Source organism: Kribbella sp. CA-294648 (assembly GCF_050943845.1).
GTDB lineage: Bacteria > Actinomycetota > Actinomycetes > Propionibacteriales > Kribbellaceae > Kribbella.
Map to the genome: position 1 here is coordinate 4,875,222 of NZ_CP191981.1, position 16,244 is coordinate 4,891,465.

The following is a 16,244-nucleotide window of genomic DNA, read 5'->3' on the forward strand; positions in this document are numbered from 1 at the left end:
CGGCGCCTGGCTGGTTTGACTGGGTTTGTTCAGGGACCGCCGGTCACCTGACGTCGCGGCGCAGCCTTATCGCGGCTGATCGCCTCCCGCCGGCGATGAAGCAATCGCGGTGACGGCACTGGCGATGATGCTGCTGATGGTGTCGGGCGCGGTTTCGGGTGACGGGCAGCCTGCGTCGAGCCAGGCGATGACGGCTTCGACGGCGATCGTGGGGATCAGGTCGGCGGCCCACTGCAGTCGCGCCGGGTCGTGGATGACTTGCTCGAGGTACGGGTGGGCAGTGGCTTTCATCGCGGCGCGCAGTTCGTCGGCGTGCCTGCGAAACTCCGGTTCCTGTCCGGACTGCCGGAAGAACAGCCGGAATCCGTCGGGGTTGTCCTGGGCCGCTGCGACCAATCCTTGGAGGCTGTTCGAAGTCGCATGGTCGGGATGACCCGTCGCAGTTCGGAGTTGATCGCTGACATCGGCCAGGACTGCCTGGTACAGCTGAGTTTTGGACTCGAAATGCCGGTAGATGAGGACCCGGCTGACACCTGCTTCGGTGGCGACGTCGTCGAGATTGGTGGCCGCGTAACCGCCGCGGGCGAAGGCACGCGCCGCGGCCTGGATCAAGGCGCGCCGCCGTTCGGGCCTCTTCAGCAACTTGCCCTCAGACGCTTTGGTCACCGGCTCACTCCTCAACTGTTTACAGCAGTGTTGACACTTTCCTGTTAACAGCTCATCGTAGTCGCTATGAGCAGACAGATGTCGCACCTGGGGGCGATCGAGGTTCGAGGATTGTCGAAATCGTTCGGCCAGGTCCGGGCCGTCGACGACCTGACGTTCCGTGTCGAGCCGGGTGCGGTGACCGGCTTCCTGGGCCCGAACGGCGCCGGCAAAACCACGACGCTGCGGATGCTGCTGGGCTTGATTCGCCCCGATCGGGGCAGCGCGACGATCGCCGGCACTGCCTATCCCGATCTCGCCGCGCCCACGACGATGGTCGGAGCCGCGCTCGACGCATCAGGGTTCCATCCGGCACGGACGGGCCGCGGACATCTGCACGTGTACTGCGCGGTCAACGGCTTCGCGCCGGACCGAGCCGACGAAGTACTCGAACTGGTAGGGCTGACCGCTGCCGGTGCGCGGCGCATCGGCGGTTACTCGCTGGGGATGCGGCAGCGGCTGGCACTGGCGGTGGCGATGCTCGGCGACCCGCAAGTTCTGGTGCTCGACGAGCCCGCCAACGGCTTGGACCCTGAAGGGATTGTGTGGATGCGGCGACTGCTGCGCGAATTCGCCAGCGATGGCAAAACGGTGCTGGTGTCCAGCCACGTCCTGACCGAGATGCAGCAACTGGTCGATCACGTCGTGATCATCGACAAGGGTCGCCTGCGCTTCCAGGGACCCGTGACGGAGCTGGCCGGTTCGCAGGGCACTGCAGTCGAGGTCCGCACCGGCCAGCCAGAAGACCTGCGTGCTGCATTGGCTCCATACGACGGCGTCAATGTCACCGCCGACGGAGCCGAGCGGCTGCTGGTCAGTGGACTGGACGCCGCGACGGTGGGGCATGCCGCGTTCGCTGCCGGCGTCGAACTGCGGTGGCTGTCCGAACAGCCCGGCGATCTGGAACGGCTCTTCTTCACCCTGACCTCCGGCGCGGACAGCCACGGACAGCTCACTGGCAACGCTTCGGAGGTAGGTGTCTGATGGTCCGGCTGATTCGTGGCGAGTTCGCCAAGCTGCTGTCCACCCGGCTGTGGCTCTGGTTGCTGCTGGCAACCATGGCGCTGACGGCACTGTTCGCGAGCTTGAACATCGCCTTCAACGACGACCCCGACACTCTAGCGCCGCCGCTGGCCAGCGCGGCCGGCCAGCGCCTGCTGTTCGGTACTGCGGCCGGAGGGGCGCAGACTCTGGTCGCGGTCCTGGCGGCGATCGGCATGACCGGCGAGTACCGGCATCGCACCGCGACGACCACCTTCCTCACCACGCCCCACCGATCACAGGTGGTCGCCGCCAAGCTCATCACCTACGCACTGACCGGCGGCGCCTACGGGATCGCGTGTGTCGCTGTGGTGACCGCGATCGCCTGGCCCTGGCTCACTGCTCTCGGCATCGATCCGACATTGACCGGCAACGGGATACCCGCCACCGTGGCCGGCGTCATCGCCGCAGTCACCGCTTTCGCCGTCCTCGGCGTGGGCCTGGGCGCTCTGCTGCGCGACCAGGTCGCCGCCGTGGTGGGGCTGCTGGTCTATCTGTTCGTCGCCGAACCGATCGTCACCCGGATCTCCGCCTTGCAGGACTGGGCGGTGTACCTGCCGGGCCCGTCCGCCAGCGCGCTGACCCAGATCACACTGACCGATCAGGACTTCCTGGCGCCCTGGCAAGGCGGCGCGGTGCTGGTCGCCTACGGTCTGGTCGTGGCGGCGGCCGGGCTGTGGCGCACCGTCCGGGTCGATCTCACCTGACGAGTTAGCTGGCGGTGTTCTCGTCGCCTTGTGTTGGCAGGGAGTCAGCGGCCAGGCACGACGAATAACCGCCTTCGCAGACCACGATTCAGCGGATGTCCGCATGGACGGCCTCGGGGATCCGGGCCAAACCTGCCCGGACCTGGCTCAATGTCTGCTCGATCCCCATCTCTTCTCCTCGCCGGCAGCCTTGATGGTCAACTCGCGACCGGAAGGTCGGCCAGGCGCCACTCGAGCATGCCGTCACTCAGACGGGCCGCGGACAGCCCTTCGCCGGTCAGCATCCGCACGGCTTCGTGGGCCATCACGCAGTAGGAACCGCGGCAGTAGGCGACGATCGCCGTACCGGTCGGCAGCTCGGCCAGCCGGTCGGCCAGTTCGTCGACCGGGATCGACACGGCGCCGGGGATGTGTCCCGCGGCGTACTCCTCGCCGGGGCGGACGTCGACGACGGTGACGTCACCGGCCTCCAGCCGGCGCAACAGCTCGTCCCGGGTCACCTCGGCGATCTCGTCGTCGCCGAGATAGGCGCGGCGAGCCCGATCGACCTCGGCAACATGCGTCGAAGCGACGTCGCGCAAGTGCGCCCACAGCGCAGCGACATCGCGTCCGGCAAGGCTGTAGTAGACCTTTGTGCCTTCCTTGCGCGCTGCCACCAGCCCGGCCTGCCGCAGCAGCTGCAGGTGATTGGACGCGGTCGTCAGCCCCAGCCCGGCCCGTCCCGCAAGCACTTCGACCGATCGCTCCCCCTGAGCCAGCAGGTCCAGGAGTTCAAGCCGCTTGGCGCTACCGAGCGCCTTGCCGACCTGTGCGAACTGTTCGAACAGTGCTGCCTTGGCCGCTGGATCACCCATTGACATTCCTCCAAAGATTCATGGAATAGTGTAGGAGTGAACGGTGAGCCGAGCAAGATGATCGTCCCGGTGGTCGACGAAGGCCTGGGCAACTCCTCATATCTGGTCGACCTGGGTGACGGGCGGGCGCTGGCGGTTGACCCGTGCCTAGATCTGCGGGCGCTGCGGACGCACGCCGAGCGGCGCGGCCTGACGGTGGCGTTCGCTGCCGACACGCATCTGCATGCCGACTTCCTGTCCGGTGCGGTGCAGCTCGCTGCGGTCGACGGATCGCGTCTGCTCGCTTCGGCCGCGGGTGGGCGGGAGTTCACTCATGACCGGCTGTCCGACGGGGACGAGGTCGATCTCGGTGGCCTGACGTTGCGCGCCTTGGCGACTCCGGGCCACACCGGTGAGCATCTGTCGTTCGAGCTTCTCGATGGCACCGAGCGGCTCGGGGTGTTCACCGGCGGGTCGCTGATCGTCGGCGGCGCCGCCCGCACCGACTTGGCCGGCGCCGACCAGACCGAGCAGCTGTCCCGGTTGCAGTACCGGTCGCTGCGCCGGCTGTTCGCGTTGCCTGAGGCAACGACCGTCTGGCCGACCCACGGCACAGGATCGTTTTGTTCAGCGCCGGGAAGCGGTGAGCGAGTCACCACAATCGGGCGAGAAATGCAGACGAACCTTCTGCTGCAGGCACCGGACGAGGACGCGTTCGTCGAGCAGCTGCTCGCCGGATTGGGCAGCTTCCCGCCGTACTTCCTGCGACTGCCAGAAGCCAACCGGCGCGGTCCCGCGCTGCTCGAACCGCCATTGAGCGTGCCTGCACTGTCCGCCGACCGGTTCACCGCCGCCGTCGATGCCGGCGCCGTGGTGGTCGACGTGCGGCCGATCCACGACTTCGCCACCGGGCACGTCCCGGGCGCGATTTCGATTGCCCTGCGCGCACAGTTCACGTCCTGGCTGGGATGGCTGCTCGAGCCGGACGCGGAATACGTGGTGGTGCGCAACCCCGATCAGGACCTGGACGACTTGGCCTGGCAGGCCGCGAAGATCGGCTTCAATCTCCCGCAAGGCGAATTGGCCGGCGGCATGGCCGGCTGGAACAGGCAGACGGAGACGACACCGTTGCTGGCGCCCGAGCAGGCCGCCGGTGAGCGGGTGCTCGACGTACGTCAGGCCAGCGAGTACCACTCCGGACACGTCCCAGGCGCGCAGCACCTCGAACTCGGAGCACTGCGCGACCGCGCCGAGGCCATCGACACCGGGCCGATGGTGGTCATGTGCGGGCACGGTGAGCGGGCGATGACCGGCGCCAGCCTGCTGCAGCGCGCGGGACACCGCGCCGTACGGGTCCTCGACGGCGGACCGGACCAGCTCGCCGCCGCCACCGGCCGGGCATTGGTGTGACGACCTCGGCGAAAAGCCCGCAGCTGGGGTTGCGCGCCAACCTCGCCCAGTTCGTCCTGCTCGTCGCGGTCAACGCGCTGGTCGGCGGCATGCTCGGCCAGGAACGCATCGTGCTGCCGCTCCTGGCCGACCAGACCTTCGGCCTCACCAAGTACACCGGCGCCTTGACCTTCATCCTCGCGTTCGGTGCCGTGAAGGCCGCGACGAACTTCTTCGCCGGTACCTGGTCGGACCGCTACGGCCGCAAACCGGTCCTGGTCGCCGGTTGGCTGATCGGGCTGCCCGTTCCCCTGATGCTGATCTGGGCACCGAACTGGGGCTGGGTGATCGCCGCCAACGTCCTGCTCGGCATCAACCAAGGCCTGACCTGGTCAACCACCGTCATCATGAAGATCGACCTGGTCGGACCCGCCAGACGTGGCCTGGCGATGGGGCTGAACGAAGCCGCCGGCTACCTCGCCGTCGCCGCCACCGCCATGGCCACCGGCTACCTGGCCGACGCCTATGGCCTGCGCCCGGCACCGTTCCTGCTCGGCGCCGCGTTCGCCGCCCTCGGCCTCGGATTGTCCACGCTGGCCGTGCGAGAAACGCGGGGCCACGCTCACCACGAAGCAGGCCACGCCGCCGCGGCGTCGACCGGCCAGGTCTTCAAACGCACCAGCTTCAGCGAACCCGCCCTGTCCTCGGCCTCGCAAGCCGGGCTGGTCAACAACCTCAACGACGGCATGGCCTGGGGCTTGTTCCCGATCCTGTTCGCCGCCCACGGCCTGTCCATCGCACGCATCGGCCTGCTCGGCGCGCTCTACCCGGCGGTCTGGGGATTCGCACAACTCGCCACCGGCGCCCTGTCCGACCGATGGGGACGCAAATGGCTGATCGCGACCGGCATGCTGCTGCAAGCCGTCGCCCTGGCCTTGGTGGCCGCCGGCGACACGTTCGGCCAATGGATCGTCGCCGTGACGCTGCTCGGTCTCGGCACCGCGATGGTCTACCCGACGCTGCTCGCCACCATCGGCGACGTCGCACACCCCGCCTGGCGCGCCCGCGCGGTCGGTGTCTACCGGCTGTGGCGCGACGGAGGCTTCGCCGCCGGCGCCCTGCTCGCCGGCGTCGTCGCCGACCTGTGGGGCATCCCGACTGCCGTCTGGACCGTCGCTGCCCTCACCGCACTATCCGGCCTGGTCGTGGCCGCCCGCATGTACGAGACCCACCCAAGGAGGAACCGGTGACCCATCCCGGCCTGACCGGCGGACCGATCTACCTGGACTACAACGCCACCACCCCGGTGGACCCGCGCGTGGCCGACGCGATGCTGCCCCACCTGACCACCTACTTCGGCAACCCCTCCAGCAGCTACTCCTACGGCATCGATGCGAAAGCCGCCCTGGCAACCGCCCGGACCCAAGTCGCCGGCCTCATCGGCGCCCGGCCGGACGAAATTGTGTTCACCGGCTCAGGATCCGAGGCGAACCTCCTGGCGCTGCGCGGCGCGGTCCTCGCCGCCCGGAAGCCTCGAAATCACGTGATCACCCAGGCCACCGAACACCCCGCAGTCCTCGAGACCTGCCGCGCGCTGCACCGGCTGCACGGCGTACGGGTCACCGTCCTCCCGGTCGACTCCGAAGGCATCGTCGATCCGGCGACACTGGCCGCAGTACTGGACGAGCAGACCGTCCTCGTCTCGATCGCCGCGGCCAACAACGAAACCGGAACCCTGCAGCCGGTCGGCGAGCTCGCCGAGCTGGCTCACCGCGCCGGTGCGCTGTTCCACACCGACGCGGCCCAGGCCGCCGGGAAGATCCCGCTATCGGTCGGCGAGCTCGGCGTCGACCTGCTCACCGTTGTCGGCCACAAGATGTACGCACCCAAGGGCGTCGCCGCGCTGTACATACGCGACGGCGTACAGCTGGAACCGGTCGTCTACGGCGGCGGCCAGGAACGCGGCCTGCGCTCCGGCACCGAGAACGTCGCACTCGCCGTCGCGCTCGGCACCGCGGCGCAGCTCGCGATCGACGAACTCGCCAGTGGCCGCGGCGCCCAGCTCGCTGACCTGCGCGACCTTCTCCACCAGCGCCTGCGAAACGCCCTGCCCGGCCAGGTCCACCTCAACGGCGCCGAGGGCGCCCGGCTGCCCAACACCCTGAACGTCAGCATCGACAAGATCCTGGGCCACGAACTCCTCGCTGCCGTCACCGGTCTCGCTGCCTCCACCGGCTCGGCCTGCCACAGCGGAACCCACACCCCCTCCCCTGTGCTCACCGCCATGGGCCTCGACCGCAAACGCGCGCTCTCAGCCGTCCGGATCTCGCTCGGCCGCTGGACCACTCCTGGCGACATCGAAACCGCCGCAGCCGAACTGACCAATTTGGCTGCCGCCCAGTGACAACCATTCGACCGGAACCCGATCTGGTCCCGCGGTTGTCGTATCCGGCGCCGCGCCGATCGTCTTCCTGGTGAACCTGCCATTCGAACGGGAGACACACCATGCAACCCACCGTCAACGCACTGGACATCGCCGTCAACGACCTGGGCGCCGCGATCGACTTCTACCGGCTGCTCGGCCTCGAGTTCGTCCGTGACCAGCACATGCCCGACGACCACGCCGGCTGCGACCTGCCCAACGGGCTGCACCTGATGCTGGACACCGACGACCTGCGCACCAAGACCACCGCGCACTGGACACCGCCGGCCACCGGCCGGACGTTCCTCGCCTTCGAGTTCGGCAGCCCGGCCGAAGTCGACGCCAAGTACGCCGAACTGACCGCTGCCGGGATCACCGCGTTGCAAGAGCCCTTCGACGCGCCCTGGGGTATGCGCTACGCCAGCGTCGCCGACCCTTCCGGCAACGGCATCGACCTGTACGCCGCCCTGTCCACTGCCGATCCGACACACTGACATTCAGGAGGTCGCGTTCATGAAGTACGTGCTGATGTTCGTCGAGACCGAGCAGTTCGCCAAGGAGTTCGCGGCGATGAGTGCCGATGAGCGCGAGCGGGCCTATCAGCGGGTCTATCAGTGGTTCGACGACCACGCGGACAAGATCCGGGGCGGTCACAAGCTCCAGGAACCGCACACCGCAACCACCGTGCGCCTCGACGGCCCGACACCGGTCACCACCGACGGGCCGTTCATCGAAGGCAAAGAAGTAATCAGCGGCTACACCGAGATCGACGTCGCCGACCTCGACGAGGCCCTGCGCATGACCAGGGACTGGCCGGGCTGCCCGGTGGTGGAGATCCGTCCTGTGCAGTCATGACCTCGACTCCGGCCGCCGACGAGCTGGCTCGGGTGGTCCGGGACCACGCGGGCCGGCTGGCGGCCTCCCTGGTGTCGAAGTACTGAAAGGAAGGCTCGCAGGCGCCGGTCTGATGTGACGAGTTCGGTGACGGTAGCTACGCTGGGCCGCGACATGGACGGTTCCCGATCGTTGCGGCGACTGGTGGCGCGTGGCCTGATGCTGGTCGCGGCGCTGGTAGCTGTGTGCGCCTTTCACAGCGCTGCGGACCAACCGGGCCACGACGCCGTCAGTGCGTCTTCGATCTCGCTGATGCCGGCGGTCGAAGTGGGCGACCCGTTGCAGGTCCGTCTGGTCGACGTACCGTGGACCTACCCGTCGGCTGACAGTCATGCGCATCTGGCTGTGGTCTCGCTGATGGGGCTGTCTTTGTCGTTGCTCTTGCTCGGGCTGGTGGCCCGCGCGTGCCGCACCGTTGTGGTGCGCCCTCGGGACCCCTCGCACAACGGGTGGGGATTCGGCCCGCCTGATCCACCCTGGCCGGCGACCCCGTCGCTGACTCAGCTGCGCGTCTCGCGCACCTAGGCCGCTAACCCCTCGGGGTCAGCGGGCACTGTCTGCTGCCCGCGCCTCGGGCGATCAGCTCTTTCGCAGCTCTTCGCTGCCGTACGCCGAACCACAGCGGCTGCTCGCTGAGGCGAGGCCACCCCGCACCGGCGTACCTCCCGCGACGGGCACGTCCGTGTCTGTCCGTCCTCTCTTCGCGTCTCAACCCACGCAAGGATCGTCATGCGTACTTCCCGTCCGCAACCCACCGCTGCGGCCTGCTGGCTCGTCTTCCGTCTGCAGGTGTCGTGAGTACCCACACCACGATCGCCGTCCTGGTTCCGATGCACGGCATCGGCGGCCGCCAGGATCTGCCGGTCCCCTACGAACTGGCCGTCACCGGCGCCGCGGTCGCGATCGCGCTGTCGTTCGTCATCCTCGCGCTGGCCTGGCGCAGCCCGAAGTACCACCGCGCGTCAGCCGGCCGCGCGCTGCCGGCCGCAGTGACCGCCACGGTCGACGCGGCGTGGTTCCGATGGGCCGTGCGAGCGGCCGGGCTCGCTGCTTTCGGGTACGCCGCGGTCGCGTTGCTGTTCGGCGTCGACCGGCTGACCAATCCGATCTTCGGGTTTGTCTACATCGTCGTCTGGGTCGGGCTAGTGCCGCTGTCCCTGGTCCTCGGCCCGGTCTGGCGAACCCTCAACCCGCTCCGCACGCTGCATCTACTCGCCTGCCGGGCTCTGCGCCACGACCCGGACAAGGGCGTGCTCGAGTTGTCACCGCGAATCGGGGTGTGGCCGGCCGCCATTGGGATCGTCGCGTTCGCCTGGCTTGAGCTGGTTGCCCCCGACCGGGCCACGATCCTGGTCCTGCAGTCATGGCTGACGCTCTACCTGGTGATCATGGGCCTCGGCGCGGTCCTGTTCGGGCAGTCGTGGTTCGCTGCCGCGGACCCGTTCGAGGCCTACGCGACCCTCATGTCCAAGCTGTCGCCGTGGGGCCGGCGCCGCAGCGACGGCGCGATCGTGGCCCGTCGTCCGCTGGAGAACGTCGACAGCCTCACCCCGCGGCCAGGGCTGGTAGCGCTGGTCGCAGCATTGCTCGGCTCGACCGCGTACGACGGGTTCTCGGGCTCCACCTTCTGGATCGGTTGGGCGCAGAACTCCGGGTACTCCATGGCTCTGCTAGGCACGCTGGCCCTGCTCGGCTTCGTGCTGTTCGTGCTCGTCACGTACGCCGCAGCGACGGTACTGGCGGGGCGGATCTCCGACAGCTCCCGTACTGCGCTGCCCGGGCTGTTCGCCCATTCGGTCGTACCGATCGTGCTCGGCTATGTGATCGCGCACTACTTCACCCTGCTGTGGCTGGAAGGCCAGCGAACCCTCATCCTGCTCAGCGACCCGCTCAGCAACGGCGCCAATGTCTTCGGCACCGGCCTGCTGGGTGTCAACGACGACATCGTCAACCAGACCGGCGTCATCGCGACCGTCCAGGTCGGCGCCGTGGTCGTCGGCCACCTGCTCGGCGTCGTGTCCGCCCACGACCGCGCCGTCGCACTGTTCCCACGCGCCAAGGCTCTCGCAGGGCAGCTCCCACTCCTGATCGTCATGGTCGCCTACACCACCGGCGGCCTCCTGCTCCTGTTCTCCGAATAGACCACCTCCAGTACCTGAATCGAGGACCAGAATGAACACCAACGCACGGATATCGATCGGCATCGCCGCCGCGTTCGTCGTGGTGGCCGGCGCCTTGCTCGCCATCAACGCCACCAACAACTCCGACTCCACCGCGCCCACCACCTCCGGAACAACCCCGGACGTGGACCGGCACGAACGCCTGGTGCGGCCCGACAGCCACAAACTCGGCACCGCGCCCGACGGCAAGGCAACCTTCGTCGAGTTTCTCGACTTCGAGTGCGAGTCCTGCCGTGCGGCGTTCCCGGCCGTCGAACAACTGCGCAAGGAGTACGCCGGCAAGGTGACGTTCGTGGTCCGGTACTTCCCACTGCCGGGCCACTTCAACGCCGAACGCGCCGCCCGCGCGGTCGAGGCCGCTTCGCAACAAGGCAAGTTCGAGCAGATGTACCAGAAGATGTACGAGACCCAAGGTGAGTGGGGCGAGCAGCGAGTCCCCGCCGACGACCGGTTCCGCGGCTTCGCCAAGGACCTCGGACTCGATCTGGTCGCCTGGGAGAAAGCCTACAACGACCCGGCCACGCTGGAGCGGATCAAGCGCGACATCGCCGACGGTGAAGCCCTCGGCGTCACCGGCACGCCGACGTTCTTCCTCAACGGCCAGAAGCTCCAGCCCGAATCGGCCCAGGACCTCACCGCGAGCATCGATGCCGCCCTCAAGTAGCCGCCACGTCACGACGGCGCCGGTACCGGCCGGCGCCGCCCGCACCCCGTTTCCCAAGCTGCTGCCCTGGCTGCTGCTGGTCGGCGGCGCCATCGGCCTGATCGCCGCCGGCGTGCTGACCGTCGAAAAGATCGCCCTGCTGCGCGACCCGGCCTACATCCCGTCGTGCAGCATCAACCCGATCCTGTCGTGCGGGTCAGTGATGACCAAACCCCAAGCCGAAGCCTTCGGATTCCCCAACCCCCTGCTCGGCATCGCCGGGTTCGCCATCGTCACCACAATCGGCGCCGCCCTCCTGGCCGGCGCCACCTTCCACCGCTGGTTCTGGCTCGGCCTCCAGGCGGGCGTGACGTTCGGGGTCGTGTTCGTGCACTGGCTGATCTTCCAAAGCCTGTACCGGATCCAGGCGCTGTGCCCCTACTGCATGGCGGTCTGGGCAGTGACCATCCCCATCTTCTGGTACGTCACCCTCCACAACCTCAACCGCGGCCACCTGCCCACCACCGGTAGCTCGAGGCGGGTCGTTGCCCTGGGCACCCGCTTGCACGCCGTGCCCCTGACGATCTGGACCGTCGCACTGCTCACACTGATCGGCGAGCAGTTCTGGTCCTACTGGCGAACCCTCACCTAGGGCGTGACGTTGAACCACGCGCGCAGCCTGGGTACGCGTCGCAGTACGAGTAGGTCGAGCAGCAGGACGGCCGCCAGGGTGATTCCGAACAGTGGCAGGAACACGGCGAGCGCGACGACCAGCACAGCCAGTACGGGGGTGGCGCGCAGCGGGAGCCGGCCGCGGGGAGCGCCGACCGCGGGACCGCTCGGACGGCGGCGCCACCACATCAACGGCCCACTGACGGCCATGAAGACAACGCCGGCGCAGAACACGGCGGTCGCCCAGAAGTTGACCAGGCCAAGGCGCCGTCCTTCGTGCAGGGCGATGCCTTGGGCAACGACCTTGGCCAGCTTCGGGTAGTCGCCATAGCCGTAGGTCGACACCACGCGGCCGCCGTACCGGTCGACGTGCACCGTGCGTTCCTTGCCCGGGTCCTGGAAGGCGTAGCCGATGGCGGAGTAGACGCCCGCGTCGCCGTCGGGAAGGGCGATCGTCATCGGGTGGCGCAGACCGTTGCGTTGCCCGACCTCGATCGCGGTGTCGACGGTGGCCACCGACCGGCCCTTGCCGGACGGATCGGACCTGGGCACCTGGTTCTCCCCCAGACCCCACGGGACGTTGTGGCTGTGTGGCAGGGATTCGTCCAGGGTCGACGTCGGGTCCGACAGGGCACCATGGTCCTCGCTCCACAGCGAACTTCCCTGGCTGGTGGCAATCTGTTGGGTCTTCTCGCCCCAGAACCCGGTCCAGGGCAGCCCGGACACGATCAGGAACAACAGCCCGACACCCAGGATCGCGCCGGTACGGCCGTGCCGCGACCTCAGTACTGCGCCCGCGGCGCCGGCCGCCCGTCGCCGTGCCCTCGCGACCCGTCCCTTGAAGAACAGGTAGTAGCCGGTCAGTGCCATCACGATCGCCCAGCACGCGGCGACCTCGATCACGAAGTCGCCCACCCGGCCCATCATCAGTTCGCCGTGCAACAGGATCGCGGCACCGGACAAGGTGGTGTCAGGATTCAGCGATCCGAGCACCACGGCTTCGTACGGATCAACGAACACATCCCGCGGCCCAGCCGCCGTGTCGACCGAGAACACCGTCGACCGATCCGGCCCGGACGGCTCAGTCATCGAGACAATCGTCGCCTCCCGAAACGACTGCGCCACCGCGTCGACCTGCGCCGCGTACGGCTGAGCCCGCAGCCCAGCCGGCTGCTCCACCTTCATCACGTCGGCATGCAACGCAGGCTCAATCTGAAACCGGAAGAGGTAGATCAGCCCGGTCGTCGCCAGCAGCACCACCACCGGAATCACCAGGAAGCTGGCGTAGAAATGCCAACGCCAGAACGCACGGAACAAGCCCGTACCCCGATTCTGATGCCGCTCACGCGACTGCCGCCCGGCCTCGGTCTGCTCCACAGATGTCACGACCCCCCAAACGTCCGACCCGCCGCCACAGTTCCTGACCTCCGGGCGGCGGCCGAAGTCAACCGACGTCGAGATCTCGGTGCTGGAACAGGGCCCGACCGATGGTGAGTAGGGCTGCGGCGATGATGGCCAGTGCGGCCAGTGGGACTGCTTCCAGGTTTGCCAGGGGCATGACGGTGAGGTGGTTGAACGGGGAGATGTCGGCGATGAGGTCCGGCAGGTCGAGGAGTGCGCCGAACATGCCGAAGAAGAAGGCGTAGCCGACCAGGAGCCAGCTCCAGACGGACCATCCTGGGCGGATTCCGAAGAGCGCTGCCGCGACGCCGATGATGACGAGTACGGCGGGCAGGAAGGCGATCGTGGCGACGGTCACCTCGCCGATGACGGCGGCGCCGGCGGCACCGCCGACTGCGCCGAGTCCGACGCCGAGGCCACTCACCGCGAGCAAGAAGGCCGACGCGAGGACGGTGAAGATCAGCCAGGCCGAGATCCACCGGCCGCGGCTGACGGCCGTTGCGAGGACGGCTTCGGTGTGACCGTTGCGCTCCTCGGACCGCAGCCGCAGTACCGAAGTCACCGCGAATGCTGCGATCAGAAGGGCGAAGAACAACGCCATCGTGGCGTAGAAGCCGTCGGTGGGGTCTTGTCCGTTGGCGGCGAAGACCTCGCCCATTTGGGGATTTTCGGCGACCGCTTCGCTGACCGAGTCGCTCAGCGACCCACTGGCGACGGCGAAGATGAACAGCCCTGTCCCCCACCCGATGACCGAAGCACGCTGCTGGCGGAAAGCCAGCCCGAACGGCGTCGACAGCGATGCCGACGCCCCCGCCCGGCCAAGCCTCGCAGGGAGCAGTCCCGCAGCGACGTCGCGTCGGCCCGACAGCGCATACGCCGCGGCGATGGTTGCCAGCAGCACCAGACCTGACAGGAGCAGCGGCCACCAGCGCACGTCCACGAACGGGCGCATCTGCTGGGTCCACGCCAGCGGCGAGAACCACGACACCGGGCTGCCACCGGGTTCGGCGGCGTCACCGATCGCGCGCAGGAGGAACGCAGTACCGACGACTGCCATTGCCAGGCTTGATGCTGACCGGGCGTGCTCGGTGAGCTGGGCTGTCACGGTCGCGACTCCGGCGAAGGCGAGCCCGGTCATTCCCAGACCGGCACCGACCGCGAACGAGTCCGCAACCGCGAGATCCCCCGACATCATCGCCAACGCGGTCAGGATCGCGACACCGACGTTCGCGATGACCGCGACGATGAGGGCGGCCAGCGGTGCGGCGTACCGGCCGACCACAGCCGACCGGATCAGCTCGGCACGACCTGTCTCTTCCTCGGCGCGGGTGTGACGGGTGACCAGGAAGATGCTCATCATGGCGGCCGGGACGGCGAGCCACAGCACCATTTCGTTGGTGATCATGGCGCCGAGCGTGTAGTTGTCGAGACCGTAGCCAGGGCCGGACATCATCGTCGCGGCGGGCGAGTCCATCAGCTCGGCCCGCACCTGCCGCTCCTCCGGAGTCTTGTACGCCGCCGGGAGCGCGGACACGGCGTACAGCATGCCGAGCCCGATCCCGCCGACCCAGATCGGCAGCTTGAGCCGGTCCCTGCGAAGCGCGAACCGGACCAACTCGCGTGTCGCGGTGAGGCTTTCCCGGCTCATGCCGACACCTCCTGCGCGACCAGGTCGTCGCCGTACTGACGCAGGAACAGCTGCTCGAGCGAGGGCGGCGCGCTGTTCAGGGTGCGTACCCCGAGGGCGCCGAGGGCCTGGACGACGGCGGCCATCTGGTGGTGGTCGACATCGAACGTGACGATTCCCTGGTCGGCCACGAAGTCGTGGACGCCTGGCAACTGGGCGAGCCGGTCGGGCGAGCCGTCGATCGAGGCAGTGATGGTGGTTCGGGTCAAGTGGCGCAGTTCGGTGAGCGTCCCCGACTGGACGGCCCGTCCGGACCGGATGATCGTCACGCTGTCGCAGAGTTTCTCGACCTCGGCCAGGATGTGGCTGGACAGCAGCACGGATCGCCCGGCCGCTTTGGCCTCGGCGATGCAGTCCTGGAAGACCGTCTCCATCAGCGGGTCGAGACCGGACGTCGGCTCGTCGAGAACGAGCAACTCGACGTCGGCGGCCAGCGCCGCGACCAGGGCCACCTTCTGCCGGTTGCCCTTGCTGTAGGTCCGGCCCTTCTTGGTCGGATCCAGCTCGAACCGGCCCAGCAGTTCGGCCTTGCGCGTCTTGTCCGCACCGCCCCGGAGGCGGCAGAGCAGATCGATCGCCTCGCCGCCGGTCAGGTTGGGCCACAGACTGACGTCGCCCGGCACGTAGGCCAGCCGGCGGTGGAGCTCGACGGCGTCGTTCCAGGGGTGCTTACCGAGTACCTCGACCGAGCCCGAGTCGGGCCGCAACAAGCCGAGCAGGACCCGGATGGCGGTCGATTTCCCGGCACCGTTGGGGCCGAGGAAGCCGGTCACCTGACCGGTCTGCACGGACAGGTCAAGCCCGTCGAGAGCCTTCACCTGACCGAAGGACTTGTGGAGTTGCTGGATTTCCAGGGCAGCGCTCATCGCTGATCCTCATTCTGCTGATTCCGGGCAACCTGAGGGCCCGGCGTGATGTCGTCTGATCAGGGCACTCCCCTGCTGACAGGTGAGCGCGTCTCCGCTACGGAACGGCCGGGCCGCCGGGCGGATCAGGGACGTACATCAGATAGCTGTCCAGCATCGTGCGGTCGACGAACAGCCCTTCGGTGAACAGTTCCAGCGCCGGCAAGGTGATCTGGTCGGAGATCTCCCGCAACGCCGAACGGAAGTCGTCGACCGACACCATCTCCGGATGCAGCGAGATCCACAGCATCAGCGAACCCATGCCCTGGAACGTCAGGTACCGCGCCCGGCCGGCCGGGTCGCGGCTCGGGCGGATCGTGCCCGCCTCCACTCCGGCGGCCAGATACTCCTCGGCGTCGTGGACCATGTGCTCGACGAAACTGGTCGCAAGTTCGCCGCCGGCCTGCATGCTCCGTACGGCGTACAGCGCCAGCGGCCCGTACTGCTCGATCTCAGCCAGCTGCGCGAGCATCCCGGTCGCGTTCCCGGACGTGGTGGCGCGCATCTTCTCAGATCGGATGACGCCCAGCACGTAGTCGTCGCAGGCCTGCCGCAGTCCTTCCTTGGAACCGAAGTGATGGACCACCAGCCCAGCGGTCACCCCCGCGTCCGCGGCGATCGTGCGCAGCCCGGCAGAAAATCCGTCTCGACCGAACCGCGCGACGGCGGCATCCCGGATTCGCTCGGACGTTGAACGCATGTTCAAAGATTAAACGCCTGTTCAATGCGAGCGCAAGTCCGCGGATGCCGCACGCTTGCCAAGCA

At 68.1% G+C, this 16,244-nt stretch carries 17 protein-coding genes; 11 read left to right on the forward strand and 6 right to left on the reverse strand.

What is annotated here, in order from left to right; all coding sequences use genetic code 11:
• Positions 1-66: 66 nt before the first annotated feature.
• The gene (locus ACQPYM_RS23125; RefSeq protein WP_433003367.1) at positions 67-666 is read right to left on the reverse strand and encodes a TetR/AcrR family transcriptional regulator; all 600 of its coding nucleotides are present in this window, start codon (positions 664-666) and stop codon (positions 67-69) included.
• Positions 667-732: 66 nt separating this feature from the next.
• Here ACQPYM_RS23125 and ACQPYM_RS23130 point away from each other — a divergent pair, with 66 nt between their 5' ends.
• Both ACQPYM_RS23130 and ACQPYM_RS23135 read left to right on the forward strand, forming a co-directional pair.
• The gene (locus ACQPYM_RS23130; protein WP_433003370.1) at positions 733-1,689 is read left to right on the forward strand and encodes an ABC transporter ATP-binding protein; all 957 of its coding nucleotides are present in this window, start codon (positions 733-735) and stop codon (positions 1,687-1,689) included.
• Entirely contained in the window at positions 1,689-2,453 is a 765-nt protein-coding gene (locus ACQPYM_RS23135) for a hypothetical protein (RefSeq protein WP_433003373.1), read from the forward strand. Before ACQPYM_RS23130 ends, ACQPYM_RS23135 begins: the two co-directional genes overlap by 1 nt.
• Positions 2,454-2,650: 197 nt before the next feature.
• Here the strand turns inward: ACQPYM_RS23135 and ACQPYM_RS23140 are convergent, their stop codons facing one another.
• Complete coding sequence (locus ACQPYM_RS23140; RefSeq protein ID WP_433003376.1) at positions 2,651-3,307, reverse strand: ArsR/SmtB family transcription factor; 657 nt, start codon at positions 3,305-3,307, stop codon at positions 2,651-2,653.
• A gap of 36 nt (positions 3,308-3,343) precedes the next feature.
• Between ACQPYM_RS23140 and ACQPYM_RS23145 the strand changes: the two genes are divergently transcribed.
• The 9 genes from ACQPYM_RS23145 (at position 3,344) to ACQPYM_RS23185 (ending at position 11,466) form a co-directional block, all read left to right on the forward strand.
• Complete coding sequence (locus ACQPYM_RS23145) at positions 3,344-4,696, forward strand: MBL fold metallo-hydrolase (protein ID WP_433003379.1); 1,353 nt, start codon at positions 3,344-3,346, stop codon at positions 4,694-4,696.
• Positions 4,693-5,925, forward strand: a complete 1,233-nt coding sequence (locus ACQPYM_RS23150; protein ID WP_433003382.1) for an MFS transporter — start codon at positions 4,693-4,695, stop codon at positions 5,923-5,925. The genes ACQPYM_RS23145 and ACQPYM_RS23150 overlap by 4 nt, the downstream gene beginning before the upstream one ends.
• Complete coding sequence (locus ACQPYM_RS23155) at positions 5,922-7,079, forward strand: cysteine desulfurase family protein (protein WP_433003385.1); 1,158 nt, start codon at positions 5,922-5,924, stop codon at positions 7,077-7,079. The genes ACQPYM_RS23150 and ACQPYM_RS23155 overlap by 4 nt, the downstream gene beginning before the upstream one ends.
• 101 nt (positions 7,080-7,180) lie before the next feature.
• Positions 7,181-7,591, forward strand: a complete 411-nt coding sequence (locus tag ACQPYM_RS23160) for a VOC family protein (protein WP_433003388.1) — start codon at positions 7,181-7,183, stop codon at positions 7,589-7,591.
• 19 nt (positions 7,592-7,610) lie between these two features.
• Positions 7,611-7,952 carry a YciI family protein gene (locus ACQPYM_RS23165; RefSeq protein WP_433003391.1) on the forward strand — a complete coding sequence of 114 codons (342 nt, stop codon included), beginning with the start codon at positions 7,611-7,613 and terminating at the stop codon, positions 7,950-7,952.
• Positions 7,953-8,105: 153 nt separating this feature from the next.
• Positions 8,106-8,516 (forward strand): hypothetical protein, encoded by a 411-nt coding sequence (locus ACQPYM_RS23170; RefSeq protein ID WP_433003394.1) that lies wholly within the window; start codon positions 8,106-8,108, stop codon positions 8,514-8,516.
• A gap of 269 nt (positions 8,517-8,785) precedes the next feature.
• Positions 8,786-10,132, forward strand: coding sequence for a hypothetical protein (locus ACQPYM_RS23175; RefSeq protein ID WP_433003396.1), 1,347 nt, complete (start codon positions 8,786-8,788; stop codon positions 10,130-10,132).
• Between the two features lie 31 nt (positions 10,133-10,163).
• A complete protein-coding gene (locus ACQPYM_RS23180) occupies positions 10,164-10,835 on the forward strand; it encodes a DsbA family protein (protein WP_433003399.1) in 672 nt (223 codons plus the stop codon).
• Positions 10,819-11,466, forward strand: a complete 648-nt coding sequence (locus ACQPYM_RS23185; RefSeq protein ID WP_433003402.1) for a vitamin K epoxide reductase family protein — start codon at positions 10,819-10,821, stop codon at positions 11,464-11,466. Before ACQPYM_RS23180 ends, ACQPYM_RS23185 begins: the two co-directional genes overlap by 17 nt.
• On the opposite strand, the gene ACQPYM_RS23190 is transcribed toward ACQPYM_RS23185, so the two are convergent.
• The 4 genes from ACQPYM_RS23190 to ACQPYM_RS23205 form a co-directional block, all read right to left on the reverse strand.
• Positions 11,463-12,872 carry a PepSY-associated TM helix domain-containing protein gene (locus ACQPYM_RS23190; RefSeq protein ID WP_433003405.1) on the reverse strand — a complete coding sequence of 470 codons (1,410 nt, stop codon included), beginning with the start codon at positions 12,870-12,872 and terminating at the stop codon, positions 11,463-11,465. The genes ACQPYM_RS23185 and ACQPYM_RS23190 overlap by 4 nt on opposite strands.
• Before the next feature lie 58 nt (positions 12,873-12,930).
• Positions 12,931-14,535, reverse strand: coding sequence for an ABC transporter permease (locus tag ACQPYM_RS23195; RefSeq protein ID WP_433003408.1), 1,605 nt, complete (start codon positions 14,533-14,535; stop codon positions 12,931-12,933).
• Positions 14,532-15,440, reverse strand: coding sequence for an ATP-binding cassette domain-containing protein (locus ACQPYM_RS23200; protein ID WP_433003411.1), 909 nt, complete (start codon positions 15,438-15,440; stop codon positions 14,532-14,534). The genes ACQPYM_RS23195 and ACQPYM_RS23200 overlap by 4 nt, the downstream gene beginning before the upstream one ends.
• Before the next feature lie 97 nt (positions 15,441-15,537).
• Complete coding sequence (locus tag ACQPYM_RS23205) at positions 15,538-16,179, reverse strand: TetR family transcriptional regulator (RefSeq protein ID WP_433003414.1); 642 nt, start codon at positions 16,177-16,179, stop codon at positions 15,538-15,540.
• Positions 16,180-16,244: the final 65 nt, after the last annotated feature.

Bases quoted from the DNA above. Each gene is read 5' to 3' on its own strand.
- ACQPYM_RS23130 (WP_433003370.1), top strand. From the start codon at position 733: ATGAGCAGACAGATGTCGCACCTGGGGGCGATCGAGGTTCGAGGATTG.
- ACQPYM_RS23135 (WP_433003373.1), top strand. From the start codon at position 1,689: ATGGTCCGGCTGATTCGTGGCGAGTTCGCCAAGCTGCTGTCCACCCGG.
- ACQPYM_RS23140 (WP_433003376.1), bottom strand. From the start codon at position 3,307: ATGGGTGATCCAGCGGCCAAGGCAGCACTGTTCGAACAGTTCGCACAG.
- ACQPYM_RS23160 (WP_433003388.1), top strand. From the start codon at position 7,181: ATGCAACCCACCGTCAACGCACTGGACATCGCCGTCAACGACCTGGGC.
- ACQPYM_RS23165 (WP_433003391.1), top strand. From the start codon at position 7,611: ATGAAGTACGTGCTGATGTTCGTCGAGACCGAGCAGTTCGCCAAGGAG.
- ACQPYM_RS23170 (WP_433003394.1), top strand. From the start codon at position 8,106: ATGGACGGTTCCCGATCGTTGCGGCGACTGGTGGCGCGTGGCCTGATG.
- ACQPYM_RS23180 (WP_433003399.1), top strand. From the start codon at position 10,164: ATGAACACCAACGCACGGATATCGATCGGCATCGCCGCCGCGTTCGTC.
- ACQPYM_RS23185 (WP_433003402.1), top strand. From the start codon at position 10,819: ATGCCGCCCTCAAGTAGCCGCCACGTCACGACGGCGCCGGTACCGGCC.
- ACQPYM_RS23195 (WP_433003408.1), bottom strand. From the start codon at position 14,535: ATGAGCCGGGAAAGCCTCACCGCGACACGCGAGTTGGTCCGGTTCGCG.
- ACQPYM_RS23200 (WP_433003411.1), bottom strand. From the start codon at position 15,440: ATGAGCGCTGCCCTGGAAATCCAGCAACTCCACAAGTCCTTCGGTCAG.
- ACQPYM_RS23205 (WP_433003414.1), bottom strand. From the start codon at position 16,179: ATGCGTTCAACGTCCGAGCGAATCCGGGATGCCGCCGTCGCGCGGTTC.